This is a genomic window from Rhodococcus sp. NyZ502 (assembly GCF_041464245.1).
GTDB lineage: Bacteria > Actinomycetota > Actinomycetes > Mycobacteriales > Mycobacteriaceae > Rhodococcus_F > Rhodococcus_F qingshengii.
This window is the reverse complement of record NZ_CP167155.1, coordinates 4,635,121-4,661,617: the sequence shown is the minus strand read 5'-3', so window position 1 is coordinate 4,661,617 and position 26,497 is coordinate 4,635,121. Positions and strand designations below refer to the sequence as shown.

The 26,497-nt window shown below is 62.1% G+C and carries 26 protein-coding genes; 12 read left to right on the top strand and 14 right to left on the bottom strand.

The annotated features are described in order from the left end of the window. The first annotated feature begins 76 nt into the window (after positions 1–76). The 5 genes from ACBG85_RS21335 (at position 77) to ACBG85_RS21315 (ending at position 5,801) form a co-directional block, all read left to right on the top strand. Positions 77–1,582 carry a glutamate-cysteine ligase family protein gene (locus ACBG85_RS21335; protein ID WP_050654664.1) on the top strand — a complete coding sequence of 502 codons (1,506 nt, stop codon included), beginning with the start codon at positions 77–79 and terminating at the stop codon, positions 1,580–1,582. A 141-nt stretch (positions 1,583–1,723) separates the two neighbouring features. Then, entirely contained in the window at positions 1,724–2,617 is an 894-nt protein-coding gene (locus ACBG85_RS21330) for a universal stress protein (RefSeq protein ID WP_007727672.1), read from the top strand. Positions 2,618–2,793: 176 nt separating this feature from the next. After that, positions 2,794–3,834 (top strand): LLM class F420-dependent oxidoreductase, encoded by a 1,041-nt coding sequence (locus ACBG85_RS21325; RefSeq protein ID WP_007727670.1) that lies wholly within the window; start codon positions 2,794–2,796, stop codon positions 3,832–3,834. A 358-nt stretch (positions 3,835–4,192) separates the two neighbouring features. Further along, positions 4,193–5,086 carry a universal stress protein gene (locus tag ACBG85_RS21320; RefSeq protein WP_003946389.1) on the top strand — a complete coding sequence of 298 codons (894 nt, stop codon included), beginning with the start codon at positions 4,193–4,195 and terminating at the stop codon, positions 5,084–5,086. Positions 5,087–5,162: 76 nt separating this feature from the next. Then, the gene (locus tag ACBG85_RS21315; protein WP_003946380.1) at positions 5,163–5,801 is read left to right on the top strand and encodes a response regulator transcription factor; all 639 of its coding nucleotides are present in this window, start codon (positions 5,163–5,165) and stop codon (positions 5,799–5,801) included. A gap of 3 nt (positions 5,802–5,804) precedes the next feature. Here the strand turns inward: ACBG85_RS21315 and ACBG85_RS21310 are convergent, their stop codons facing one another. The 5 genes from ACBG85_RS21310 to ACBG85_RS21290 all read right to left on the bottom strand — a co-directional run bounded on the left by ACBG85_RS21310 (position 5,805) and on the right by ACBG85_RS21290 (position 9,950). After that, complete coding sequence (locus ACBG85_RS21310) at positions 5,805–7,496, bottom strand: GAF domain-containing protein (RefSeq protein ID WP_042921348.1); 1,692 nt, start codon at positions 7,494–7,496, stop codon at positions 5,805–5,807. A gap of 27 nt (positions 7,497–7,523) precedes the next feature. Beyond that, on the bottom strand, positions 7,524–8,219 hold the full coding sequence (locus ACBG85_RS21305; protein ID WP_372024732.1) for a hypothetical protein: 696 nt from the start codon (positions 8,217–8,219) through the stop codon (positions 7,524–7,526). A 19-nt stretch (positions 8,220–8,238) separates the two neighbouring features. Then, complete coding sequence (locus ACBG85_RS21300; protein ID WP_003946336.1) at positions 8,239–8,571, bottom strand: cupin domain-containing protein; 333 nt, start codon at positions 8,569–8,571, stop codon at positions 8,239–8,241. Between the two features lie 84 nt (positions 8,572–8,655). Next, positions 8,656–9,147 (bottom strand): dihydrofolate reductase, encoded by a 492-nt coding sequence (locus tag ACBG85_RS21295; protein WP_372024729.1) that lies wholly within the window; start codon positions 9,145–9,147, stop codon positions 8,656–8,658. Positions 9,148–9,149: 2 nt separating this feature from the next. Further along, a complete protein-coding gene (locus tag ACBG85_RS21290) occupies positions 9,150–9,950 on the bottom strand; it encodes a thymidylate synthase (RefSeq protein ID WP_003946427.1) in 801 nt (266 codons plus the stop codon). An 86-nt stretch (positions 9,951–10,036) separates the two neighbouring features. On the opposite strand from ACBG85_RS21290, the gene cobF reads away from it, so the two are divergent. From cobF to ACBG85_RS21270, 4 genes are all read left to right on the top strand, one after another. Next, on the top strand, positions 10,037–10,777 hold the full coding sequence (gene cobF, locus ACBG85_RS21285; protein WP_054781263.1) for a precorrin-6A synthase (deacetylating): 741 nt from the start codon (positions 10,037–10,039) through the stop codon (positions 10,775–10,777). A gap of 76 nt (positions 10,778–10,853) precedes the next feature. Then, a complete protein-coding gene (locus ACBG85_RS21280) occupies positions 10,854–12,020 on the top strand; it encodes a GGDEF domain-containing protein (protein ID WP_260646196.1) in 1,167 nt (388 codons plus the stop codon). Between the two features lie 43 nt (positions 12,021–12,063). Next, entirely contained in the window at positions 12,064–13,239 is a 1,176-nt protein-coding gene (locus ACBG85_RS21275) for a diguanylate cyclase (RefSeq protein ID WP_099698256.1), read from the top strand. Positions 13,240–13,279: 40 nt separating this feature from the next. Next, positions 13,280–14,146, top strand: a complete 867-nt coding sequence (locus ACBG85_RS21270) for an Fpg/Nei family DNA glycosylase (protein ID WP_007727653.1) — start codon at positions 13,280–13,282, stop codon at positions 14,144–14,146. On the opposite strand, the gene ACBG85_RS21265 is transcribed toward ACBG85_RS21270, so the two are convergent. Further along, positions 14,139–15,014: a LysR family transcriptional regulator gene (locus ACBG85_RS21265; protein ID WP_372024725.1), complete on the bottom strand. Its 876-nt coding sequence runs from the start codon at positions 15,012–15,014 to the stop codon at positions 14,139–14,141. The genes ACBG85_RS21270 and ACBG85_RS21265 overlap by 8 nt on opposite strands. 72 nt (positions 15,015–15,086) lie before the next feature. On the opposite strand from ACBG85_RS21265, the gene ACBG85_RS21260 reads away from it, so the two are divergent. After that, entirely contained in the window at positions 15,087–16,319 is a 1,233-nt protein-coding gene (locus ACBG85_RS21260; RefSeq protein WP_042921334.1) for an MFS transporter, read from the top strand. Between the two features lie 30 nt (positions 16,320–16,349). Here the strand turns inward: ACBG85_RS21260 and ACBG85_RS21255 are convergent, their stop codons facing one another. The 6 genes from ACBG85_RS21255 to ACBG85_RS21230 form a co-directional block, all read right to left on the bottom strand. After that, positions 16,350–17,129 (bottom strand): DUF427 domain-containing protein, encoded by a 780-nt coding sequence (locus ACBG85_RS21255; RefSeq protein WP_372024722.1) that lies wholly within the window; start codon positions 17,127–17,129, stop codon positions 16,350–16,352. A gap of 57 nt (positions 17,130–17,186) precedes the next feature. Beyond that, positions 17,187–17,663, bottom strand: a complete 477-nt coding sequence (locus tag ACBG85_RS21250) for a nitroreductase/quinone reductase family protein (RefSeq protein ID WP_003946395.1) — start codon at positions 17,661–17,663, stop codon at positions 17,187–17,189. Positions 17,664–17,862: 199 nt separating this feature from the next. Further along, positions 17,863–19,656, bottom strand: coding sequence for a DEAD/DEAH box helicase family protein (locus tag ACBG85_RS21245; RefSeq protein WP_050655573.1), 1,794 nt, complete (start codon positions 19,654–19,656; stop codon positions 17,863–17,865). Continuing rightward, complete coding sequence (locus ACBG85_RS21240) at positions 19,656–20,516, bottom strand: SDR family oxidoreductase (protein ID WP_372024719.1); 861 nt, start codon at positions 20,514–20,516, stop codon at positions 19,656–19,658. Before ACBG85_RS21240 ends, ACBG85_RS21245 begins: the two co-directional genes overlap by 1 nt. A gap of 59 nt (positions 20,517–20,575) precedes the next feature. Next, positions 20,576–21,478 (bottom strand): dihydrodipicolinate synthase family protein, encoded by a 903-nt coding sequence (locus ACBG85_RS21235; protein ID WP_007727643.1) that lies wholly within the window; start codon positions 21,476–21,478, stop codon positions 20,576–20,578. 33 nt (positions 21,479–21,511) lie between these two features. Continuing rightward, positions 21,512–22,297: an aldolase gene (locus ACBG85_RS21230; protein WP_030534888.1), complete on the bottom strand. Its 786-nt coding sequence runs from the start codon at positions 22,295–22,297 to the stop codon at positions 21,512–21,514. A gap of 166 nt (positions 22,298–22,463) precedes the next feature. Here ACBG85_RS21230 and ACBG85_RS21225 point away from each other — a divergent pair, with 166 nt between their 5' ends. Further along, the gene (locus ACBG85_RS21225) at positions 22,464–23,054 is read left to right on the top strand and encodes a helix-turn-helix domain-containing protein (protein ID WP_003946400.1); all 591 of its coding nucleotides are present in this window, start codon (positions 22,464–22,466) and stop codon (positions 23,052–23,054) included. Further along, on the top strand, positions 23,051–23,476 hold the full coding sequence (locus ACBG85_RS21220) for a hypothetical protein (protein WP_003946354.1): 426 nt from the start codon (positions 23,051–23,053) through the stop codon (positions 23,474–23,476). Before ACBG85_RS21225 ends, ACBG85_RS21220 begins: the two co-directional genes overlap by 4 nt. Positions 23,477–23,483: 7 nt before the next feature. On the opposite strand, the gene ACBG85_RS21215 is transcribed toward ACBG85_RS21220, so the two are convergent. Then, on the bottom strand, positions 23,484–24,956 hold the full coding sequence (locus ACBG85_RS21215) for a carboxylesterase/lipase family protein (RefSeq protein ID WP_372024713.1): 1,473 nt from the start codon (positions 24,954–24,956) through the stop codon (positions 23,484–23,486). After that, positions 24,953–26,482: a carboxylesterase/lipase family protein gene (locus ACBG85_RS21210; RefSeq protein ID WP_372024710.1), complete on the bottom strand. Its 1,530-nt coding sequence runs from the start codon at positions 26,480–26,482 to the stop codon at positions 24,953–24,955. The genes ACBG85_RS21215 and ACBG85_RS21210 overlap by 4 nt, the downstream gene beginning before the upstream one ends. Positions 26,483–26,497: the final 15 nt, after the last annotated feature.

Sequence of the window (26,497 nt, the reverse complement as noted above, 5' to 3'; positions counted from 1 at the left end):
CACCGCAGTTCTCGTTTGTCGGTGACACCGGACGGATAGCCTTCAGTGACGTTGATCGTCGAAGGGGGAATGCGCAATGGGTGCAGAGGTCACGGCGCGAGAATTCACCAGAGCCGACCGTAGGCTCTTTCGTAAGAAGGTGCGCTCGTGCGTCGACGCCATGAAGCAGATGCTCGACGGTGGTGACTTCCGAGACGCCGTCGACAAGCCCGCTCCGCTGTTGGGCATGGAGATCGAGTTCAACCTCGTGACCGGCGACATGACGCCCGCGATGTCCAACCGTGAAGTGCTCGAATCCATCGACGACTCTGCGGTTTTCCAAACCGAGCTCGGACAGTTCAACGTCGAGATGAACGTCGAGCCCGGCCCACTCACCGGTGATGCGACTTTCGAATTGGAGAAGAAACTGCGGGCGTCCCTCGACGTCGCAGACGCGCGAATCCACGCGCACGACGCCGAGATGGTGATGATCGGGATGCTGCCGACCCTGCAGCTCGAGCATCTCGATCGTGAGTGGATCACCGCCAACCCGCGCTACGAATTGCTCAACGAGCAAATTTTTGCCGCGCGAGGAGAGGACATCGAACTCGACGTCGAAGGTGTCGCGCTACCCGGCGGCGACGTGGAAATCCTTCGGGCCGACACCAATTCGGTGGTGCCGGAGGCGGCATGTACGTCCATGCAGTTGCACCTGCGCGTCGCGCCGGAAGAATTCGCAGCGCACTGGAATGCCGCGCAGTGTCTGGCCGGAGTACAGGTGGCGCTTGCGGCCAATTCTCCTTTCCTGGCAGGGAAGGCGCTTTGGCACGAATCACGCATTCCGATCTTCGAACAGGCAACGGACACCCGAACTTTCGAGCTCAAGAACCAAGGTGTGCGACCGCGAGTGTGGTTCGGTGAGCGGTGGATCCATTCGGTTCTCGACCTGTTCGAGGAGAATTCACGGTACTTCCCGGCGCTGCTCCCTGATGTCTCGGACACCGATCCGCTGGAAGTGCTCGCGGCGGGCGGGGTTCCGGAGTTGAGCGAGCTTCAGATGCACAACGGCACGGTCTATCGCTGGAATCGGCCTGTCTACGACTGCTCGGATGGCAAGCCGCACTTGCGTATCGAGAATCGGGTGCTGCCGGCCGGGCCGACCGTCGTCGACATCATGGCCAATGCGGCCTTCTACTACGGAACCGTTCGCGCATTGGTGAACGCGGAGCGGCCACTGTGGTCGCACATGTCGTTCCATGCGGCAGAAGAGAACCTGCACATCGGCGCCAAGTACGGACTCGACGCCACCCTGTACTGGCCGGAGATCGGTTGGGTCGGTGCCGACGAGTTGGTCCTGCGAAGGCTGCTGCCGTTGGCGGACGAGGGTTTGGCCGACTTCGGATTGTCCGCCGCGGCCCGCGATCGGTACCTCGGCGTGATCGAAGGGCGGTGCATGAATCGGCAGACCGGTGCCGCCTGGCAACGCGAGCAAGTGGCGCACGCGGAGGCCTCGGGCGCGGACCGCTCGACTGCGCTCACCGGAATGCTCCGCGGTTACGTGGAGAACATGCGGACGGGAGATCCTGTTCACACCTGGTCCTGATTGCTCTGCTAATTCTCCTATCCGTCAACAGTTTCGGGGACCTAAGTCCCCGAAATGAAGAGGGGGCGACCCCAAAAAAGCCGGACAAGTGGGATGGTTAGAGTGAAAGTGGCTCGGTTACTTCTTCAGGAAGGTGGGCACATGAGTTCACGCGAACATAACAGTGTTGTTGTCGGAGTCGAGGGTTCGGACACTGCGTCCACAGCGCTCCGCGAGGCCGCGAAAATCGCCGCCCAGCGCGAATTGCGACTCGACATCATCCACGCTCTCGACTTCGCGCCTTACGGTTTCGGCGGACCGTACGTCGACGCGGGTGGGGTGTACGAATGGGTCGAAGAGGCCGGAAAAGCGATCTTGGCGGAGGCGGAACAGTTCGCCCGTGAGATCGATCCGAAACTCGAAGTTCACACCGAAATCGCCATCGGCAGCGCAACTCAGTGGCTGATCGAGAGTTCGGCACAAGCCAGGCGGGTAGTCGTCGGAGCGTCGGCGTCAGGCAAGGCGGCGACAGCAGTCCTCGGCAATACCGCGGTCGGTGTGGCCAGTCACGGCAAGTGTCCGGTCATCGTCGTTCGGGACCGCGATGGTGCGGTGCCCTCGGAAGGACCCGTAGTGGTCGGCGTCGACGGCAGCGCATTGAGCGCCCAGGCCGTCGGTGCGGCTTTCGAGGAAGCGTCGTTCCGCGGAGTCGAGTTGGTGGCGTTGCACGTGTGGAGTGACCTCGGCAGTGCGGCATTCGAAGACCCGAGGGCCGCTGCGCTTGCCCCGCAGTCTCTCGAAGAGGAAGAGCACGCGGTACTCAGCGAGAGCTTGGCCGGATGGTCCGAGCAATACCCGGACGTGAAGGTCCGGCGCGAGGTATACCTCGACAACCCACGCGGACGGCTGTTGGACTGGTCGGCAAAAGCGCAGCTCGTCGTAGTCGGAAGCCGTGGTCGCGGTGGATTCCGCGGCATGTTGCTCGGCTCGACCAGCAACACCCTGATCGCTTCGGCCAAGTGCCCCGTCATGGTGGTTCGCCCCGAAGAATCCTGACCCTCGACAGGCTCTCCCACTACCCCGTTCATTTCGGTCATCGAATATGAACGGGGTAGTCACATGAATGCGGACTCAGGTTCCGTAGTGTTCGATGTGAGTAAGTGTTCGATGGGAGTACCACTGCTCGTGTGCGCGTCGCACACGGCAGCAATCGTCAGGATTGGGGTTACAACGTGCGTATCGGTATGGGTTTGAACTACAGCGGCGGGTTCGCCGAAACCGTCGAAGAGGTCGGTGACCTGGAGAAGGCGGGCCTCGACATCGCCTTCGTCCCGGAGGCGTATTCCTTCGACGCCGTCAGCCAGCTCGGTTACCTGGCGGCCAAGACGTCGACCATCGAACTCGCTTCGGGAATCTTTCAGATCTACACCCGTACCCCTTCGTTGACCGCCATGACGGCGGCTGGCCTGGACTTCGTCTCCAACGGTCGCTTCGTGATGGGACTGGGCGCTTCCGGACCGCAGGTGATCGAGGGGTTCCACGGCGTCAAGTACGACGCTCCGCTGGGACGCACACGTGAGGTCGTCGAGATCTGCCGTCAGGTATGGCGCCGCGAGAAGGTCGAGTACCAGGGCAAGTACTACCAGGTTCCCCTCCCCGCCGAGAAGGGCACCGGACTCGGAAAGCCGCTCAAGCTGATCAATCATCCTGTGCGTGAGCGCATCCCGATCCTGATCGCTTCGCTCGGACCCAAGAACGTCGAGCTGACGGCGGAAATCGCCGAAGGCTGGGAACCTATCTTCTTCCATCCGGAGAAGGCAGCAAGCGTGTGGGGTGAGCCGATCGCCAAGGGCAAGGCCAAGCGCGATCCGAGCCTCGGTGAGCTTCAGGTGTACGCGTCGCCGGCACTGGCCATCGGTGACGACGTCGACCACATGCTCGACTGGGTACGCCCGAGCCTTGCGCTCTACATCGGTGGCATGGGCGCCAAGGGCAAGAACTTCTACAACGATCTCGCGGTGCGCTACGGCTACGAAGAGGCCGCCGAGAAGATCCAGGATCTCTACCTCGCGGGCAAAAAGGACGAAGCCGCCGCAGCAGTGCCGGACGAACTGGTTCGCGCAGTGTCGTTGATCGGTCCCGAGAGCTACGTCAAGGAACGCGTCGCAGCCTTCGCCGAAGCCGGTGTCACGACGCTCAACGTCACGCCGTTGGCGGCCGACCGCAACGGCCGAGTGCAGCTGATCGAGAAGTTCCGCAAGATTTGTGACTGACCCTGCTGTGCGCCTTTATTAACCGCCGGCGGTTAACAAAGGCGCACAGCAGAGCAGGTGGTTCAGGATCTCCTGCGTACGAAACCCGATTTTGGGCGCTTGTTGACAGGACTTTTTTCACTTCTGACCGGTCGGGTTCTTCACCTAACGTGGATCGAGTAGCCAGGGTTTGCGTGCGAATCCGGCACCGGTGGCCTCGTTGACGCCCGAAAGGGATGTTGGCGGGGCCGTTGCCGCAGTCCACCCGAACACCCAATGTCCGATTCGGGACTCGCGTCGGCTGATGAATCCTTTTTGCCGTCATTGGGCAATAGTGTGAGGGCGAAGAGATTCTGTGGTCGATTGTGGAGGGACGAACATGAGTGCAACCAAACCCGTCGTCGTAGCGGTAGACGGTTCGGAATCGGCGTCGTCGGCTGTCGTCTGGGCGGCGAGGACCGCGGTGGCGCTCGGTCGACCGCTCCACATCGCGACGGTGGTGCACATCCCAGCCTTCTACTACTCCGAGCCTTACCTCGCCGAGAGCTTCAAGGACGAACTGCGGCGCACTGCCACCGCTCGTCTGGACAGCGCACAGATTCTCGCGCGGCAAAGCATCGACGACGACCTCGAGATCGTCACCGAACTACTCGACGGCAGCGTCTCCGATCGCCTGATCGAATTGTCGAAGGGCGCGTACATCATTGCGCTCGGCCCTCGCGGGCACGGCGAATTCACCGGATTGGTCGTCGGTTCTGCGACGGTCTCGGTTGTCTCGCACGGCGAATCTCCGGTTGCAGTTGTCCGAGGACGGACGCTCGACGGTCGGCCGCCGACCGAGGGCCCCGTCGTCGTCGGTGTCGATGGATCCGAAAGCAGCATCGAGGCAGTCGAGCACGCTTTCGAGCAGGCCTCCGCGCGGGGCGCCACCTTGATTGCCGTCAACGTGTGGAGCGACGTGAGTGTGCAGCCCTCGTTGGGCGCCACCCCCGACGACCCACTGTGGAGCAGCATCCAGACGGGTGAGGAAGTTGTCCTCGCGGAGCAATTGGCCGGATTCACCGAGCGTTACCCGGACGTCGTCGTCGAAAGAGTCGTCGCGCGTGACCGTCCCGTCCGAGTCCTGAGCGAATACGCGGAGACGGCGCAGTTGATAGTCGTCGGCAGTCGCGGGCGCGGCGGATTCGCAGGAATGCTCCTCGGATCGACCAGTCGGGCGCTCCTGCACACCGCGGATTGCCCGGTTCTCATCGTCCGGCACGTCAACAAGTGAAGAGAATGCATTCCATGAGTTCTGAGTCCACCGTCTCCGGTACCGTTCGACGTGAGATGTCTTTTGGAGGGGTTCGATGACAACGCGGATATTCCTGGTCGACGATCACGAGATCGTCAGACGCGGATTGTTCGACCTACTCGGTGGGGTCGAGGACTTCGTGGTGGTGGGCGAGGCGGCGTCCGTGGGGGAAGCGCTGGCTGCGGTACCGCAGAGCAACGCCGACGTCGCTGTTCTGGACGTACGCCTGCCTGACGGCAACGGCGTCGAACTGTGCCGAGAACTCCGCTCGATGCTTCCCGACCTCCGCTGCCTGATGCTCACGTCGTACGCCGACGACGAGGCGTTGCTCGACGCGATCATGGCGGGCGCCTCGGGATTCGTCCTCAAGCAGATTCTCGGAACCGATCTGGTCGCTGCAGTCCGCACAGTCGGGCGCGGCGGTTCACTGCTCGACAGTCGTGCAACCGAGGCGCTGATGCAGCGGATCCGCAGCGACCGTACAGCTGATCCGTTGGCCGAACTTTCCGATCAGGAGCGAGCAGTCTTCGACCTCATCGGAGAGGGGCTCACCAACCGGGAGATCGGCGCGCGATTATTCCTCGCGGAGAAGACGGTCAAGAACTACGTGACGCGTCTGCTCTCGAAGCTGGGCATGCAGCGTCGTACTCAGGCTGCGGTGCTGGCGACCGAAATCCGTAGCGGCAGTCGCTAGGATCTAACGACCGGATTTCGGTCGATTCGAGTTGGTGCGACCGAGCGGTACTCGCCAGAGCAGGCGTGCACCGCTCGGATCGTGATTGACGATCGTGCACGTACCGCCGCAATGTTCGGCGCGGCGCTCCAGATTGTGCAGTCCACTCTTGTGGAAGTCGGAGGGGAGTCCGACGCCGTCGTCCTCGATCGTGATCGCAAATTCGACGTCCGCGGTGACAGCGATGGTGATGTGGCGTGCGTGTGCATGCCGAAGGACGTTGCTCAACCCCTCACGCAGCACGGCTTCGGCGTGCTGGTGGATCCCGGGATTCACCAGAGTGTCGATGGCGCCGGAGAATTGGACGCTCGGGGTCACAGCGGACTGTGCGGTGGCGTCGCCGATGACATCGAGGAGGCGTCGGCGCAGGCTCGACGAATCGGTGGCCGTCGGAGTCTGCAGATCGAAGATGGTTGTCCGAATCTCGCGGACTGTCTTGTCGAGCTGTTCGAGAGATCGTTTGACAATCGCGCGCGCCGACTCCGGGAGGGTCTCGTCCGGAAGCGTGCTCTGCAGGCTCATTCCGCTCGCGAACAGTCGCTGGATGACGTTGTCGTGCAGGTCTCGTGCGATGCGGTCGCGGTCGGCGAGAACGGACAACAGGCGTTGCGCCTTTTGTTTCTCGTCGAACTCGATTGCAACGGAGCCGAGTTCGGCCATCGACTCGATCCGGGTCAGTTCGTCGTGATCCCAGTGTGTGTTGGTGGAATTCGACGCCACGATGACCGCGCCGACTACACCCGAGGCGACGCACATCGGTGCCACGACCGCACTCCCAGCCGACGGCACCAGTTCGGTGAGTGCGCCTAAAGTGGTGAGTACCTGTAGCTTTCGAGTGCTCCGCACCACGTCGAACGGATAAGTGGTCGCCGGGATTCTGACTCCACGTGACGTGGTCCGGGCGCTGGCCGCGGCGTGAACCTGTGCGTAGCCGTTCTCGCAGATCACCACGATCACGTCGTCGACGCCGGTCAGGTCCCGAACGCGACTGGCAAGAAGTTGCAGGCCGTCCTCGAGCGAGTCACCGGCCAGCAACCGCGAGCGGATGGCAGATGTTGCGGTGAGCCATCTTTCACGAGTTCGTGACTGCTCGAACAGTCGGGCGTTTTCCACAGCGATACCGGCTGCGATGGCGAGGGCTTCGAGAATGACCTCGTCTTCTTGGGTGAACTCGGCCTGTCCCCGTTTCTCGGTCAGGTAGATGCTTCCGAACACCTTTCCCCGCATCATGATCGGCGCTCCGAGGAAGCTCTCCATCGGTGGATGATTTGCGGGGAATCCCACCGATTCGGGATGGTCGCCGAGATGGGCCACACGCAAAGTCTGCGGGTGATTCATCAGAACACCCAGCACGCCATGACCTTCGGGGAAATGTCCCATGGTCGCGCGTTGGGACCCGGAGATTCCCTCGTACACGAATTCCGAGAGCCCGCCCCCCGGCGCCGCGACCCCCAGGGCGCCGTAGCGGCAATCCAGAACCGTTGTCGCAGAGGTGATGATCCGTTGAAGCGTCAGGTCGAGGTCCAGGCCGGAGCCGACCACCAGGACCGCCTCGAGCAGGCGGTGGAGTGTCGGTATGTCGGCATTGGAATCGCCCAGGCGGTCGAGCAACTCGCCGAACGTACGTGCCGGACTGTGACCCGAAGCTTCGACCATGGTCGAAGCATATCGCCTCACCGAACGTCAGCTCTCCTGGCGGCGACCTTCCCACCACGACGACCAGTGATGCTTGATCTCGTCGAACTCGTCATCGCTCAGGTCGTAGGTGGTCAGCAGGATGGACATGCCTCCGTCGGGCCGCTGCGCCGTCACCGACTGGGTGGCGACAGACAGCAGGCCAGGGCCGAGATCCTCGACTGTCAACCCGAATTGGTGGTCGGTGACGTAGTCGACGACGCCTTCGAAATAGTCGCCGGGAGCGATTGTCACCGCGTACCGACTTCCCGCTTCCAATTCGATTTCGGTGAGCCCGAGGACGCTTGCCACGTTCTCACCGGGGAGCAGAAGGCCGTCGAGGTAAATGGTTCCACGCTCGGCCAGTCCGTGGTGCTCCACTGCGAATCTGAGCAGCTGGAGGAATGTCGTCCAGCCCTCGGTGATGTCGTCGTACCAGTCGTCGTCGGCTGATTTCGGCGGTCGGTCGATGCGGACGACCGTCTTGCCGTCCTGTTCGCGAAGTGAGAAACGGTCACCGTTTCCGAGTTTCAGCGTCAACGCTTCGGGGTCGGCCTCAGCGGTGGAGTAGATCTGGTTGATTTCGTCGTCGAGTCCGTCGTACTCCCAGCCGAACCAACGTCGAATCAGCGACGGGTCGCGCAGCGCGGGCCAGAGTACGGACGGGGCTGCGACGACGGACACTTCGATCACGGTTTCGCTCACGCGGAAGACGCTACCGATTTCAGCCCTTCATGGCGACGGTCAGTAGAAATGCAACGTCTTCGAGCGCTTCGACGCTGTGCCGGTCGGCCGGGACGGTCAGGAAATCACCCGTGGATCCTTTCCACTGGTCACTCCCACACACAAGATTCAGCTTCCCGCTCAGGACCAACAACGTGGCTTCGCCCGGACTGTCGTGTTCGGCGAGGCTCTTGCCGGCGCTCAGCGCGATCACCGTCTGTCGCAGGCTGCGCTGGTGGCCACCGTAGACGGTTTGTGAACTGCGACCGCTGGTCGCCGAGCCCGCCAGTTTCAACTGTTGGCGAGCGAGAGCGGTCAGTGACTTCTTGTCCATCGAAGACCTCTCGGAAGCGGTGAATGTCCTTCTTGGAGTATGACCGACTCACTCGCGAGGTGCCTCGTTATCGGCGGAAGTCGGTCAGCGCGTGTACTCCAACCAGCGGAAGCGCAGGCCGCTCTTCTCCGAGGTCTGCCAGGGCTCGTCGGATTTCAGGTTCCATTCGGGGCCGATCTCGGGAGCAAAAGCATCGCCGGCGATGTCGAGGTCGATCTCGGTCACCAGTAGATGCGTTGCGAATGGCAGTGCAGCCGAATAAATTTGCCCGCCACCGACGACGAAGACGTCACCGTCCGGCAACGCCAGGGCGACGTCCAGACTGCGGACCACCTCGGCGCCTTCGGCGTGCCATTGCGGATCGCGTGTGACGACGATGTTCCGACGCCCGCTGAACGGACGGAACTTCGATGGAATGGAGTCCCAGGTGCGCCGCCCCATGATTACCGGATGGCCCATGGTGACGCGTTTGAAGTAAGCCATGTCCTCGGACACGCGCCACGGGATCGAGTTGTCGGCGCCGATGACGCCGCCGTGGGCCTGCGCCCAGATGAGGGTGACTGTGCGATCGGTCATCGTCAGACCGCTACCGGGGCTTTGATCGCGGGGTGGTGCTGATAGTCGACGATCTCCACGTCCTCGAAGGTGTAGTCGAAGATGGAGTCGCGCTTGTTCAGCTTCAGGGTCGGCAACGGCAGCGGTTCGCGGCCGAGCTGCTCGGTCACCTGGTCGACGTGATTGTCGTAGATGTGGCAGTCGCCGCCGGTCCAGACGAACTCGCCGACGTCGAGTCCGGCCTGCTGGGCCATCATGTGGGTGAGCAGCGCGTAACTGGCGATGTTGAACGGAACGCCGAGGAACATGTCGGCGCTGCGCTGGTACAGCTGGCAGGAGAGCTTGCCGTCGGCGACGTAGAACTGGAAGAAAGCGTGGCACGGCGCCAGGGCCATCTGCGGAATGTCGGCGACGTTCCACGCCGAAACGATGATCCGCCGCGAATCGGGGTTGGAGCGCAGAGTCTCGACGGTCTGCGTGATCTGGTCGATGTGCTCGCCCGAAGGGGTGGGCCAGCTACGCCACTGGACGCCGTAGACGGGGCCGAGTTCACCGTTCTCGTCGGCCCACTCGTCCCAGATGGAGACGCCGTGCTCGTGCAGCCACGCCACGTTGGAGTCGCCGCGCAGGAACCACAGGAGTTCGTTGACTATCGACTTGAGGTGGACCTTCTTGGTGGTGACGAGCGGAAAGCCGTCGGCAAGATCGAAACGCATCTGGTGACCGAAGATGCTGCGGGTGCCGGTTCCGGTTCGATCGGATTTGGCGGTACCCGTCTCCATGACGAGCCGGAGGAGGTCTTCGTAAGCAGTGGAGACAGTCACGGGAATCAGTCTAGGGCCTGCCCTGCTGTGCGCCTTTATTAACCTCCGGCGGTTAATAAAGGCGCACGGCAATATAGCCTCGGCACATGCGCGAACTCTTGGTGATCGGTATCGGTGCTGGTGATCCCGACCAGGTGACGGTTCAGGCGATCAAGGCTATGAACAGGGCCGATACCTTCTTCATCATCGGAAAGGGTGACGAGAAGCAGGCCCTGGTCGACTTGCGCACCGGCATTCTCGACGAGCACGTTCACCTCGACTACAAGGTGGTCGAGATCACGGACCCGCCGCGGGACCGAACCCCGACCGACTACGAGGGCGTCGTCGAGGACTGGCACGAGCGTCGGGCCGCGAAATTCGAAGCGGAATTCGCGGCCGAACCTGGCGTCGGCGCGATTCTCGTCTGGGGTGACCCTTCCCTCTACGACAGCACTCTGCGGATCGTCGAGCGCGTGCTCGCTCGCGGGAGAGTTTCGTTCGACTACTCCGTCATCCCGGGAATCACCAGCGTGCAGTCGCTGGCTGCACAACACCGGATCGTCCTGAACCGAATCGGCGAACCCATCCACATCACGACCGGCCGCAAACTGGCCGAGGGATTGCCCGACGGCGTGGACAATGCCATCGTGATGCTCGACGCGCATTGCACCTTCACTCAGGTAAGCGAAAACGACGCCGAGATCTGGTGGGGCGCGTACCTCGGGACCCCGGACGAGGAGTTGATTTCCGGCAAACTGCGTGACGTCGAAGATCAGATCGTCGCTCGCCGGGCGGAGTTGCGTGAGAAGCACGGTTGGATCATGGATACGTACCTCGTTCGGCGCTGACAACCGACCCTGAATTTGCCGCCTCGATCCTGCACTCTTGATCCCGAACGACGGTCTGCGCACCTATGATCTGCGCATGACATCGTTCGGGCAGGACCGACTGCAGTCGATTCTGCCCGCGCCGCGTGGCCGTGAAAAATCAGCTGTGAAGTCGGCTTTCGACCTTCTGGTTCAGTGGTATCGGCGTCCTGATCAATTCGACAGTTTCAATCGATACCTCGCCACGAAGGGCCTGGAGCTAGCTGTCCGATTGCTGGTCATCGGCTCGCTGACGACGGTCATCATTGCGATGATTCTGCTGCGCTTCAGCGACGCGGGCGTGCACAACCACGTCACCAGCGTCGTCAACGCCGTTATCATCGCCGTCACGATTGCGGTGATCGTGCTCTTCTGCCTTCTGCCCGAAATCACGCGTCGGTGGTCGTACTTCTTTGTCGCCTACTGCGAGGTCGGCGTATTCGTCGGTGTGTTCTTGAACAACGACCCTTTCATCGGGTTGATCCAGTGTGTGCTCTTCGTACTGATCGGTGGTTACATCGCGTACTTTCACAACGCGAGACTCCAGGCGGTTCACATCGCGCTGTCCATCGTGGTTCTGGCAGTGGTCGGCCGAAAGGTCGCGGTCTACGCGGATCCTGCGTTGGCCACCGCACTGTGTCTGATCATCGCTACCGGGATCGTGGTCATCCCGTTCGCCTGCCAGTTCGTCCTCTCACTTCTCGGCTCCGACGCGGACAGTTCGGATGTGGATCCGTTGACAGGGCTTCTGAATCGGCGCGGGCTGCAGCGAGCTGTTGTCGAAATGGGGGCGACGGGGCATGCGTCGAGCAAGTCGTCGTATGTCGTCGCGATTGTCGATGTCGATTCGTTCAAGAGCGTCAACGACTCACAGGGGCACGAAGAAGGCGATCTCGTACTTCGCCAGATTGCTGATCGACTGCGGTGGTGCGGCGGTGAGAAGGCGCTCTTCGCCAGATTCGGTGGGGACGAGTTCGTGTTGGTAGACACGATAGACGTCGGCGCAGCGCCTGCGTTCGAAGACAATCTGCGAAGGCACTTGCGAATCGACGATCGTGATCCGGTAGTGACCACCAGCGTCGGAGTCGCGATCACCTCTGCCGAATGGTCGTCGATTATTTCCGACGAGGAGTTGACGGAACTGTTTCGAGTAGCCGATGCCTCGATGTACCGCGCGAAGGCCGCCGGCGGCGATCAGGTTGTGATGTGGGACGGCAAACAGTGAAAATTGTCTGATTGCGGGGAGTTGACTGGATTACCCTGACCCTATGGAATCTGCCGAGAGTGTTGAGCGTTCGGACGCCGTGGCGTCTCGACGACCGCTCTCGGGTCCCGCGTTCCGGCTGATCTCTTCTCAACTTGTCGATTGGTATCGGCGTCCGGACCAATTCGACACCTTCAATCGCTATCTCGCGGACAAAGGGTTGACCGTCGCCTCGCGGTTTCTCGTCGTCTGCTCGTTGGTGCTGGTCACCGTGATCATGTTCCTCACTCGCTTCAGTCCACAGGGACCGACCACTTCGCACGCGCGCACCGCGAACGCAGTCATCATGGTCATAACCGTGATGATGGCCGTCGCCCTCTCGACGAGGCGCAATCTCTCCCGTTCCTGGTCTTACGCCTTTGTGCTCTACTCGGAATTGGGAATAGCGGCCGCAATGCTGCTGTACTCCAATCCACTTGCAGCACTGGCACACGCCGTGATGTTTTCGGTGATCGGCGGATACATCGCGTTCTTCCACAATGCTCGAATGCAGAGCCTTCACATGTTGTGGGTATTCGTCGTGGTCATCGGCATCGTGACACGTACGGCCGTGGTCGAAAACGATGTGGATGTTCCGGTTCTGGTCGCGTTGGTAGTACTGGTCGGCGCGGCAATCTACGTGATTCCCTTTGCCTGTCAGTTCATTTTCTCGATCCTCGGCACCGACGCGTTGAACTCGCAATTGGACCCACTGACGGGACTGCTCAACAGGAGGGGACTGGCCGACGAAGTACGACTGTTGCTGGAGCGGTCGTACACGCACTCGGCGCTCTTGGTAGTCGCCGCCGTCGACATCAATCGATTCAAGGCCATCAACGACGAGTACGGACATACCGTCGGTGACGCTGTGATCGAAAAAGTCGGATCGAGGCTGGTCGAATGCGCCGGCCCGGCGGCCTTGATCGCACGGATAGGCGGCGACGAGTTCGTCATCGTCGATTCGGTCGATCAACACTCGTTCCATCGACTCGAACATGAGCTACTCCGTTCGACGATCACCTCGCCCGATCATCCCGAGGTGGCGATGAGCGTCGGAATCGCGAAGATTGCAGGGCCTTTCGAATCAGCGGATGATGCGCTGGTCGCATACCCGACTCTGCTGCGGCGAGCGGATCGGGCGATGTACTCCGCGAAGGCACGCGGTGGGCATTCGGTGGTGCTGCAGACGGAAACGGACTGAGCGCGCTGTGAGTGTCCGTGGTCGGCGTTAGTCTGTTGCCATGCCTGAACTACCCGAGGTGGAAGCGCTGGCAGGGTTCCTTCGTCAGCACGCGGTCGGCGCAGTGGTGGGACGCGTCGACATCGCTGCATTGAGTGTGCTCAAGACCTTCGATCCGCCGATCACTGCTCTGCAGGGGCGTGACGTCACGGGCGCCGCCCGCTTCGGGAAGCATCTGGCTCTGGATTGCGACGGGTTGTGGTTGGTCACGCATCTCTCCCGTGCCGGCTGGATGCGCTGGCTGGACAATCCATCGGCGACGCCGCCGAAGCCGGGGAAGGGGCCGTTGGCGCTGCGCGTTCATTTCTTCACACCCGAAGGGTTGACGCCGGCATTCGATCTCACCGAAGCCGGCACCAAGAAACGCCTCGCCGTCTGGGTCGTGAACGATCCGCAGGAGGTTCCGGGCATCGCCCGGTTGGGGCCGGACGCGATGGCTGTGACCGAAGCCGAGTTCGCACAGATTCTGGGCGGAACGTCGGCGCGGATCAAGAACTCGATAGTCGAGCAGTCGTTGATCGCCGGTATCGGGAACGCCTACTCGGACGAGATCCTCCACACCGCGAAACTCTCGCCTTTCGCGACCTCGTCGCGGCTGACGCCGGATCAGATTTCGACGTTGTATGCCGTGATGCGATCTACGCTGGCCGACGCGATCGAGCGTTCGGAAGGTCAGGACGCGGCCCGGCTCAAAGGTGAGAAACGCTCGGGGATGCGAGTGCATGCTCGTACCGGACTTCCGTGCCCGGTGTGCGGTGACGTCGTACGCGAAGTGTCGTTCGCGGAGCGCTCTTTTCAATACTGCGCGACGTGCCAGACCGGCGGTAAACCGTTGGCGGACAGGCGAATGTCGAAACTGCTCAAGTAGCGAACTGCGCTGCGAGTAGTTCGACGAACTCGCGGGCGAGCGCCGACGAATGGGTGGGTTCGGTGATTGCGTGGACGATCCGATGCGGCGCATCGGTGATCGGAATACAGACCAATTCGGGGTGCAGGGCGCTCATGGACTGGGGGAGCAAACCTACGCCCAGGCCGTTGGCGGTCAGTGAACAGATCAGGTCTACCGAGTTGGCTTCAAGTGTTTTTCCCCGAGGGACCTGTGATTCGGCGAAGGCTTGGTCGGTTTGGACACGGGCCTCGCTGCCGGAGGCGAAGTCCACGAGAGTGTGATCGCGTAGGTCTTCGAGCCTGATCGACGAAGCCTGGGCAAAGGGATGGTCGGGAGCAACGAACGCTGCGGTGGGTTCACTCCACAGCGGTGCGGCGGCAAAGCTCTTGGGTAGGCGACCTGCGGCCAATCCGACAATGCCGACGTCGATTGCACCGGACCGGACTCCCTCGATAACTACTTCACTGCCGTACGGTCGCGCGGTGATGTTGATTGCAGGGTGGCGCCGTGTCAGATCTGCCAGCGCGCGTCCGACGTCGACGCGCCCCGCCGAGGTGATGGTGCCGACCGTCAACCGCACTTGCTCGTTGCTCCGTGCCGAGACATCACTGACGAGTCTCGACACGGCGCCGAGTACCTCGCGGGAGCGGGCGACAAAAACCTCGCCTGCAGCAGTCAGGCCGACGTTTCGGCTGTTCCGGTTGAACAATTCGACTCCCAGTTCCTTTTCGAGGTCTCTGATCTGGGCACTCAAGGCGGACTGGGAAACGTGCAACCGCGACGCTGCTCGGCTGAAGTGTTTGTCTTCCGCGACTGCCAGGGCGTAGCGGATGTGACGTAGTTCCATTGCACCAATCTATCGTTTCTGGAGATAGATCATGCATATCTATCTATTGGACGCGCGTCGGTGTAGGCGGTCATGCTTGACGACATGATTTCAAGCGACGCGCGTCCGAGGCTCGGACTACCGATAGTGCTGCTGATGGCTGCGGCGACGGGCCTGTGCGCGGGCGGTAACTATTTCAACCAGCCACTCCTCGATTCCATCGCAGATCACCTGAATGTGTCGGCCTCCGCAGCGGCCGCGACGGTGACCATCGCGCAGGTCGCGTATGCACTCGGATTGATACTTCTGGTTCCGGTGGGCGACATGGTGGACCGACGCAAGCTGACGGTAGGGCTCATGCTGCTGGCGGCGACCGGTCAAGCGGTCAGCGGATTTGCGCCCAACTTTGCCACGCTGGCAGTGGGAATCGCTGTCGCTGGAGTCTTTTCGGTCGCCGCCCAGGTGCTCATTCCGTTTGCCGCCTCGCTGGCCGAACCTGAGAGGTCCGGTCAGGTGGTCGGCACGATCATGAGCGGACTGCTGATCGGAATCCTGCTGGCGCGCAGCGTTGCCGGCGTCCTCTCCGGACTGGGAGGTTGGTCGACGGTATACAAGGTTGCGGCGGTGCTGATGGTGGTGATGGCCGTGGCATTGTGGCGATCTCTGCCTTCCGATTCCGCAGATCGCCCGAAGGCAAGCTACCGCGCAACGCTCGCTTCGGTAGGGAAGTTGGCTGCGACCTTGCCGCGCCTGAGAACCCGATCGGCCATGGGCGGACTGGCTTTTGCTGCTGTCAGCACCGTCTTCACGACGATGGCCTTTCTTCTGTCCGGCGAATTCGGCTACAGCGACACTCAAATCGGCTTGGTCGGACTACTCGGTGTGGCGGGAGCTTTGATGGCGACGGTGGCGGGCAGACTGGCCGATCGGGGATTGGGTCAGCTGGCGACCGGCGGCGCCATCGCGATTCTCTTGGTGTCGTGGCTTCCCTTTGTCGCCGGTGCCACCCACGTGGTGTGGTTTCTCGTTGCCATCGTCCTTGCCGACCTCGCGCTGCAGGGAGTGCACGTCAGCAACCAGAACGTGATCTACGCCCTTGTCCCCGAAGCACGTTCGCGTGTGAATTCCGTGTACATGACCACCTACTTCGTCGGTGCTGCCGTGGGCTCGGCGGTGGGGTCAGTGGTGTGGAAGTCGTACGGCTGGAACGGAGTATGCATCGCCGGGTTGGTCTTCTCCGTTGCAACGGCGATGGTGTGGGTGCATGATCGCCGACTGGAGACGGCTGAACTGCGAATCCCGGAATCCCCTGTTGCAGTGGGGTAGGCACCCACACCTTCTCGGCTCCAGCACCTTTCAGATTTCGGCACCGTCCACCAGGATCTTGCCGACGCGTTCGGGATAGAACGACACGTGGTCGTCGATCCCGGACGCTTCGGCGGTAGTGAACGGATAGAACCACGCCAGATCCTCGATCGGAGCGAGTTCGGTTGTGCCGGTGAACGACAGATACGACGCAGTGCCCTTGTAGGGGCAGGCCGTGGTGGTCGGGGACGGCGCAAAGTACTCGCTGCGAACGTCGATTCTCGGAATGTAGTACCGCGTGGGCAGTCCGGTTTCGAAGAGCAGTCTGGGTCGTCTCGTCTCGGCGACCAGTACGTCGCCGACAAAGACCTGGACGTGGCGGGACGAGGGGAGTGCGTCGATACGTACGTATGGATCGCGGGCGTGGACAAAGACCTGTTGATCCTCCTCGTACCAGGCGTCCATGCGATCCCAATAGAATGCGACGTACTCACTCAGATCCAGGGAACCGTCGAACTGTTCAGGGTAGGTCCAGACGGCGTCCTCGGCCCGGCGATCCCCGATCTCGATCGTCCAGTAGGTGGCGCCACCTTTCCATGGGCAATGGGTGGTCGTCGACGTCGGGACGAGGAATTCGGTACGAACGTCCGCGAGGGGGATGTAGTACATCGGCAGGCGGCCGCGTTCGAAAAGGTATACCGAACGAGTGGTGTCTGCGACGGCGTGACCAGCGAAGAAGGCTCGAATTCGGCGGGGGTTCGGCTCCAGTGCGATCCGCCCGTTGGAAGCTGTGATCTGTGTGTCTTCTGCGTGAGTCAGTGCTGTGGACATTCGCGAATGCTCCTGAGATCGGCAGGGTGGTCCTTCCCATCCTGCGCCCGGCAGCAGTTATTTGACAGGTTGGAGTCGAAATACGCGGATCTGGCGCCCGAATGCTCGATCGGCGTAGGTTTCGTACGGCGGCCACGTGGTGGTCGCGAGCTCCCACAGCTTCTTACGCGTGGCGCCCTCCGCCAGACTCGCACCGACCGGTATTTCGACGCCCTTCACTGTCACGATTGCGGTGGGGTTTGCCATCAAATTGAGTGTCCATGCTGGATGCGTATCCTGCCCCCAGTTGGAACCGACGACGACAAACGCATCGCCGTCAGGTGCGTACAGGAGTGGCGTGGTGCGAGAACGGCCGGTCTTACGGCCCGTCGTGGTGAGCAGTAGCTGAGTCACGGTGTTCTCTCCGACCAGCGAGAGCTTGCCTCCCGACACTCTCTGCACTGCTCGATCGAGCGGAACCAGATCCTTGCCGAGATCCGAGAACCATTGTGTATGGCCGACATTGCGCATCAATGACCGGTAGATATTGCGCATCGGACCCCTCGCATTCTCGGCACTGTTTCGAGGCTGGTGCACCTCGACTCGAAAGAGTCTGCCACGTCTGGTCACAGATACCTGAGTCCCAAGGTCCCGAAAGGAATGAAGCGGTCAGCCGAATTCGGTTTTGGTGGAGTAGAATTGGGGCATACCGCCGAAACCGTTCGTTTGTGCGCGTTGGACGGTCGTTGGAAGATCAACCCTCCGAGGTCAAGACATCAGGCTCTAGCCACTCGACGCCGAGCAGTTCGGACAGCGACCGCAGACCGGATCGATCACCACCTTTCAGACCTGTGACCGAATTGAGATTGCGCAACATGACCGTGGCGACGTCCTCTTCCTTGGTGCCCACGCCGAAGGGTATGACCCACGGGCACGTCTGGTAGTCGCGATGCGACCGACCGAACGTCTGTTCTGCCGCGATCCCTGAGTATCGCGGTTGATGAAAGATTCCCGTCCGTGGCAACGGGGACGCGTGAGTGCCGTCCGGGAGTGCTTCGTTGGCATGGAGCGAGATCGAGGTCGTGACATTGAAGACGATGACCGGTGCGTCCCCGCGTTGAAACCGCAGACGTTGACCCTCCTTGTCCGGCACCGCACCGAACAGTTTTGCCACCGAGATCCCGGCGTCTTCGATCATCTCGACCAGTGGATCACCTGCCGTGGAGACGAATTCGACGGCCACCAACACCTGCTTGCCTGCCTTGACCTGCGCCTGCGCCCACTGGGCCGTCGACTCGGCGCGGATCATGCCCGCTTTCTGTCGGTAGCGCAGAACCAGCGCACGGCCGCGCGCGATGTTGCGACTCTTGCGGGCCAATCCCATTTCGTAGGCGTACTCGGCCCACTCCGTCTCGTACTCGGCGCGCTGGGCATGGGTGAGGTCGATCGGCATACCGTCGAGCGGAACAGGTCCCCACGGAGTCGGTCGATGAATCATCAAGGGCGGTTTGCTGTTCGACATCCACCCACGCACGGTCTCGAGCGCTCGAGATTGCAGCGTAGGTGATTCCTTCGCCTCTGCGCTCCACGTCCACTTCCCGTAGGACTTGTCCAGCGGAAGGCCGGACTCGACCAGCCTGGCGCCCAGGTCGGACCAGTACTCCGAAGGTTCTGAATGCAGCTGCGCGAAAAGCGGTGCCAGGTAACGCTGGTCGGCCGGCGTGTGTCCCGGTGTTGCCGTCACGGACAGGACGAACGGCGCTTGCTCGTGAGCATTCGAAAAGCGCGCGACCTTCTCGAATGCCGCCGTGCGCTGTGTGTCGTTGCTGTACAGCTGGGCCTCGTCGGCAATCACCACACCGAACGTGTACTTGGGGCGGCCGTTTCGCGCGATCAGCTTCTTCAATTGGTCAGGCGACATGATCAACCAGCGGAATCCACCGTCGCCCACCGAGGCGATGGAATAGCGCCAATGCGGAATGGTGATCTGTGCGGGTCGATCGACGAGGACGAGGATGTTGGTTTCGCCGCGCTCCTCGGCAATCGTCTTGGCAGACATCACTGCGATCAGCGTCTTACCCAGGCCTGCATTGTCTGCCAACAGAAATCCGCGTTTGCCGGCGCGAGCGGCATCGACGACGGCTGCAGCCCCCGAAACCTGCTCGGGCCGAGGAATTTTGGGTGCAGCAACGGGACGTTCACCGGTGCTGTCATTGATGTCGTCCTCTACCCACTGCTGATAAGAGAAGGGGAGTGCCTTGAATGGAGCGAGTTCTACGGGCAACTCCGTACCGACCCACGCGTAGCTCTTCCATTTCTTGACGAACTGCGCACCAGGCGCCGGCGTCCGAAAGGGAACGTCGAGGAGCCAGACTCTCTCACCAGGGCCGGCAGTCGGCACATCCGGCATCGTCGCGCGTGAGCTCTTCTTTGCGACAGTCTTCTTCGGGGCGGTCTTTCTGGTCGTGTTCCTCTTGGGTGCAGCCTTCTTCGGTGCAGCCTTCTTTGCGGCAGCCTTGCGTGCCGTGGTTGCTTTGCGTGGTGGCATCAGGCGGTTTCTGCTGTGAGGAATTCACGCAGCGTGAGCGCAGGCCGGCCGACAAGGTCCTCCACGGTGCCCGTGATCAGCGCCAATTCACCCTGCGCGATTGCGGTGTACGTCGACACCCATGCGTCGAGTTCCCAAGCGGGTGCGTTGTACGACGCCCGCGATTCGTAAGCTTCCTCGAGCGTTTCCTCGACGTACGTGGTTCGCTTGCCGGTGACTTCGGTGATGATGCTCGCGGCCTCGGAGAGCGTCAGTGCCTCCCGTCCGGTCAGGTTGTACGTCTGTCCGACATGAGAATCCAGATCCTGCAGAACCGACACAGCGACGGCAGCAATGTCGGAGCGCGCTACCGCGCCGACGAGACCGTCCCCTGCGGGTCCGCGGATCACACCGTCTTCACCGGCGAGAGCGGGTAGGAAATCGAGGTAGAAGCTGTCGCGCAGGAAGGTGAATGCGAGCCCGGAAGCGCGGATATGTTCTTCGGTGACCCAGTGATCGCGAGCGAGCGTGAACGTCGCGTCCGGAGCAGCGCCGAGGAAAGACGTGTACACGATGTGCCTGACCCCGGCCTCCGCTGCGGCGTCGATGAAGGTGCGGTGCTGATCCAGACGATCTGCGCTTTCGGCCGCCGAGACCATGAAGAGGGTGTCGATTCCGGCCAGAGCCGCGAGAGCGCGCTTCTGATCCCCGTACGTGGTCTCGGCCGAATCGGCACCGGGGAGCTGCGGTAATCGGTTGACCGACCGTGCGATCAGCCGCTGTGGGACACCGGCGTCGGCCAACGACCGGGCCACCAGTCCGCCGATATGACCGGTCGCGCCGGTGACGGCGATCCTCGCAGACCGTGATTCTACGGACATGGTGCCCCTCCTTCGGTCGGTGTGCATCCCATCTTGCCGGAACCCACTCCCACGTCAGGTCACGACGCGACGATTACACCGCGAGCCACCGACAGAGCGTCGGACAAAGCTGTCCTGGTGTTGTCGTCGAGGGACAGCAGGGGCCGGCGGGGAAGGCCGGCGTCGATGCCGAGAGATTCCAACCCGGCTTTGACCGTCGACGGCAGTCCGCGACTGACGAGGACCTTCAGTAGCGGCTCGATCTGTTCGAACACAGCGGCGGCACCCGACCGATCACCGGATTCGAGTAGACGCCAGAAGTGCACCACCTGTTCGGGGGCCAGACACGGGGCTGCCGTGCACCATCCGCTTGCACCGGCAGAGAAAGATTGCAGTGCAAGAGGATTGCTGCCGTTGAAGAAGGGGATCGTGCCACCGCTCAGTTCGTTGATGCGGTTCATCCGGGTGATGTCGCCGGTGGATTCCTTGATCATCGTGACGCCGTCGACGGTGGAGACGAGATCGACGAGAAATTCCGGCGACATGTCGATCCCGGTGGTGGCCGGATTGTTGTAGATCATCGTGGGAATGTCGACGGAATCGGCCACCGCGGTGACGTGTTCACGAATCTCCTGCTCACCCAGATGCCAGTACGACGTGGGGAGGATCATCATTGCGTCGGCTCCGGCGTCTGCCGCGATCGATGCTCGGCGGAGTGCTCCCGCCGTCGTCAGATCCGACACTCCGACGACGGTGGGGACTCGGCGGTCGACGTAGTCGACAGTCTCCCGAGCGACCGTCTCCCACTCTGCATCGTCGAGATAGGCGCTCTCGCCGGTACTGCCGAGTGGGGCTATCGCGTCGACACCACTGCTGATCATGCTGTCGAGGAGCGTGTGTAGCGGCTTGGGGTCGAATGCTCCGGTGTCCCGGTCGAACGGGGTGATGGGATAGGCGACGATTCCCTTGATGGTGCTGCTCATGAGGCTCTCAGTTCTGTTGGTGGGAAACAAAAGTCAGTTGGTCAGTGTGTCGGGATGATTGCGGAGAGCGCGACGGGCGTAGTAAGCGAAGTTCGCCTCGCTGCGCCGAGGAGTCAGTGTCCAATCGTGTGCCTCCTTCGCCAGGCGAGGCGGTAGCGGCTTGATGTCTCCGGCAGCCATCGCCAGCAACTGCAGTCTGGCCGCTCGCTCGATCAGATGCCCGAGAGAGCATGCCTCTTCGACCGTGTTGCCGACGACGAGTTGGCCGTGGTGGGCGAGCAGAATTGCCCGCTTGTCGCCGAGTGCAGCCGAAATGATCTCGCCCTCCTCGTTTCCCACGGGAACCCCGGGCCAGTCGGCGAGAAATGCGCAGTCGTCGTAGAGCGGCGCGATGTCCATTTGGGAGACGACGAGGGGAATCTCGAGCATCGACAGCGCCGTCGCATGTAGTGGGTGTGTGTGGACGATGCAGTTGACGTCGGGTCGTGCGCGGTAGATCCAACTGTGGAACCTGTTGGCGGGGTTCGGCATGCCCTCCCCGTCGAGGACTTCGAGATCCTCGTTGACGAGCAGGAGGTTGTCCTCGGTGATCTCGTCGAACCCGAGGCCGAGTCGCTGTGTGACAAACGTTCCTGGCTGCCCACCGCGGGCGGAGATCTGTCCGGCAAGGCCGGAGTCGTGGCCGGCGTCCGACAGTGCCCGGCAGGTCAGTGCGATCTTCTGTCGAAGAGTCCAACTACCTGTCGTTACTTCGGTGAGCATCTTCGTCTCGGCGGTGGCCATGAGTTCCTGCTTGCTCGCATGCATCGTGTCGGTCATGGGGTGTGCCTTTCTCGGGACCCGGAAATCAATGACATTCAGTCACCTATAAGACACAAAGTGTCATATAGGACGGAAATGCGCAACCCTCGATTCCGGCATCGCTGATCGCCGCAGGTCAATGTATTGGTAGGGTGATGACACAAAGTCTCGTGAGGGGAACCGAATGGCAGCGTTTTTGCGAACACATCGGCGTCGCGCCGGTCTGACGCTCGAGGGCCTGGCCGAGCAGACCGGTCTGACGAAGAGCTATCTCTCCAAGGTCGAGCGGGGTATCAGTACCCCGTCGATCGCGGTGGCACTCAAGATTGCGCGTGTGCTCGACGCCGATGTGGGGCAACTGTTCTCGGACAGTATGGAGGGAAATGCCATGACGATCGTGCGCGCGAAGGACCGCGTGATCGACCCGGCCAACTCCGTGCAGTCTTCCGTCTACGATCCGATCGCGCCGTCACTGGTCGGAAAGGCCATGCAGCCGTTCGTGGTTCATCCGGCCTCGGTGATGGGTCCCAAGTTCATGGACCACACGGGAGAGGAGTTCGTGTTCGTGCATTCCGGATCCGTAGAATTCGAAATCCCCGGGCAGACGATGCACCTCGACGCCGGCGACAGCTTGTACTTCGACGCGAATACGCCGCACCGGATGCGGTCGGTGTCGGCGGATCGTGCGGTGGTGCTGGTTGTCGTCTACGACAAGCCTTCGGCTGGATCACCCAGCGGTGACTCGCTGGAAACGCACTGCGGGGTGGGCAGATGACGCTGGGGATCGACACGACACTGACGCTTCTCGCGGCCGGTCTGATCTTCCTTCTCTCCCTGTGCCTGGGAATCTGGAAATACCGACAGATGGCCACTTCGGACAATCACCTCGCCCATCCGTATGTCGACATCGCACACCGCGCTGCCCTGATGTACTCGTTTGCGACGCTGCTGATCGCGGTGTTCGTCGAACTCAGTGCGTGGCCGACGTGGATCAACCTGACCAGTGCCGCAGTGGTCGTGTTCTTCTTTCTCGCAGCGATATTCAGCTACATCGCTCACGGTGCGATGAAGGACACCGACAATCAGTTCGAGTCCGCCGGTCCGCCCCTGCACCTCGGGATGTTTCTGCTGATCCTCGGTGAGGTGGGCGGATTTGCCGTCCTACTCGCAGGTTTCGTGAAAGGTCAGTTCTTCTGATCGGGCTTCAGCGCCTGTGCTCGTAGCCGATCCAAGCCCGTCGACGCTCACCCATCGGGTCGTTCTCCACTCGGGACGTCTCGTCGAAGATCATTGTTTGCCGCTCCGGTACGGAGTAGGCGGGCCAATCCCGGTCCGGCACTCCGTGGCGGGCGAAATGGATCCAGTGGCGCTGCATGGTGGAGGTCACCGCAGTCAGTCCGCGGCGCCCACCGACCGCGGTCAAGGCCGCGGTGAGTGCATCCGAACGCCCGAAGACCGCAAGCAATTCGGTGGCGTGGGTAGCGCCCATGCCGACGAGTCTGAGCAGGCGAGGCGCAAAATCGTAGCGGTAACTGTAGGTAGGAGCTACCTGGCAATGACCCTGTGCGCAGAGTATCGCGGGCTCCCAGAACGTGATGTCGCCGCCGAGATCTGCGGCAGCAAACCGGTGCGGATACGTGGGATACGCCGCGAGCGCACGTGCTTTCACTTCAGGGGTGGTGTGGGAGAACATCTTCTCGATCCGAACCGGGTCGGTAGGCAAGATGTCGAGAACGCGCGGGAAGATTCTTCCCTCGTGGAGATTCGAACCGACGAGCAGCGGAACGGGGTGGGCGCGTCCGGCGGCGAACACGTCGAGCGGGTGTTCGGGAAGGACGTCGTCACCCACCACGGGGGCAAATGCCCGCGTTCCGGGTTCTTCGTCCGCGCCGCGGCGTGCAAGTTCTTCGCCGGCAGCGACCAGGTCCTTCACCGAAGCGGAGCGCAGCCACGATCCCGGATCGGTATCCGGAGCCTGTGCGATCTCGAGGAACTCGCGTGCCCAACGGTGCGCTCGCTCTTTTCCGTATGCCGAAGCAGCCGGCGGACTTTGAGCGATGGCCCGGGCGAACAGCCCTCGTGCCGCCGGCGTTGCCATCAGAGTGGTGACCGCGTTGGCGCCGGACGATTCACCGAAGACGGTGACGGCGTTCGGGTCGCCGCCGAAAGCGGCGATGTTGCGTTGGACCCACGTCATCGCGGCGATCTGATCGCGCAATCCGAGGTTCGTCTCGAATGATTGTTCCGCAGTGGAATATTCACTGAAATCGAGGTAGCCCAACGCGCCGAGACGATATTGGATCGAGACGTAGACGATGTCGCCACGTTCGACCAGGCTCGTTCCGCGGTACATGGGCGTCGACGGATTCCCGCCGTTGTACGCGCCGCCGTGAATGAAAACCATGACCGGTCGCAACGAATCCGACGGTACCTGCGGGGCCACGACATTGACGAAGAGTGAGTTCTCGTCGAAGTTGCTCTTGCGCTGCGGAGACGGAGAGCCGAATGCTTCCGCCGGGCGGACACCATTCCAAGCCTCGACCGGCTGCGGTGCGCGAAATCTCCGAGGACCGGTCGGGGCCGTTGCGTAGGGGATTGCTCGCCAGGTGCGCAGTCCTCGATCGAGGCGCCCGCGCACGACTCCGGAATCGAGAGTGATCTCGAGGGGGCTCGTCACGGTAGGGAGATGTCGGTGCCGTGGCTACGGTAACCGCTGTATCCCGCCCAGGCCAAGCGTTGTTCACGTCTGGGATCGTTCTCGACGCGGACGATCTCGTCGAAGATCATGGTCCGACGCTCCTGCCCCTCGTAGCGCGGCCACGATCCGCGCGGCGAGCCGTGCTCGGCGAAGTGAAGCCAGTGTCCCTGAACAGATTCGGTGACTGCGCGCAGTCCGCGTCGACCGCCGGGAAGGGTGAGGCCGCGCCCGACAAGGGTGTCACCGATGCCGAAGACTGCAAACATCTCGAATCCGTGTGTGGCGTCGAGGCCGAGCCAGCGCATCATCGTCGGCGCGAAGTCGAATCGGTAGGCGAACGTCGGCGCCGATTGTGCGTGCGCTTGCATCAACTCCACGGACGGGTGCCAGAACGTGACGTCTCCGCCGACGTCGATCGCGGACTGCTCGTCCGGGTAGCCGGGATAGGTCGCGAGGATGCGCTTCCCGGCCTCGGGATCGGTGAGGGCAAACATGGTGTCGATGCGCGACGGGTTGGTCGGAAGTGCGTCGAGCACCTTCGGGAACAGCGTCCCCTCCCGTCTGTTGGTGCCGATGATCATCGGCACCTGGTGTGCCGATCCTTCTTTGAATGCGTCCAAGGGGGAGCGGGGGAGGAAGTCGCCGTCGACGACCGGTCCGAAGGGATGTAGTCCAGGTGTGTTCGCGAGTACCTCGGCGCCCAGTCTGCTTCCGGCTCTGCCCAATTCGACGGCTGTCGCCGAGGTCAGGGCCTTCGCGGGTGGTAGGCCTGAATTGAGGATCTCGACGAAACGCGCGCCCCAGGCATGCGATCGCTGCGTGCTCGAGACCAGATCCGGAGCCGAACTCTCGGCGATAGCGCGGGCAAAGAGTCCCTTGGCGGCCGGAGTCGCCATCAGGGTGGTGACGGCGGTGGCTCCGGCGGATTCACCGAAAATCGTGACTTTTTCAGGATCCCCACCGAAGGCGGCGATGTTGCGTTGCACCCACTGCAGGGCCGCGACCTGATCGCGCAGTCCGAGGTTGGAGTCGAATACGCGCTCGGATGTGGAGAACGGGGTGAAATCGAGGTAGCCCAGAGCGCCGAGTCGGTAGTTGATCGAGACGTAGACGACGTCGCCGCGTTCGACGAGGGACACGCCCGAGTACAAGCCGGTGGCCGAGGTCCCGATGGTGTTTGCCCCACCGTGGATGAAAACCATGACGGGACGCGGAGTATTGCCGGTGTTCGCGGGGGCGAGCACGTTGAGCGTCAGGCAGTCCTCGCTGCTCGGCTGGTACTTCCCGGGCGCGAGCAACAGCCCCTTCTTGTGTTGGACAGACGCGTCGCCGAACCTGGTCGCGTCGCGTTCTCCGATCCACGGCGTGACCGGCTGTGGTCGCGTCAGACGCAGTGTTCCGACCGGCGGCCGGGCGTAGGGAATTCCGCGCCAGGCACGAAGTTTTCCCACCCGGCGGCCGCGCAGGGTGCCGTCGGCCGTGGTCACAAGTATGTCGGACGCCATGTCGCGACTATACGT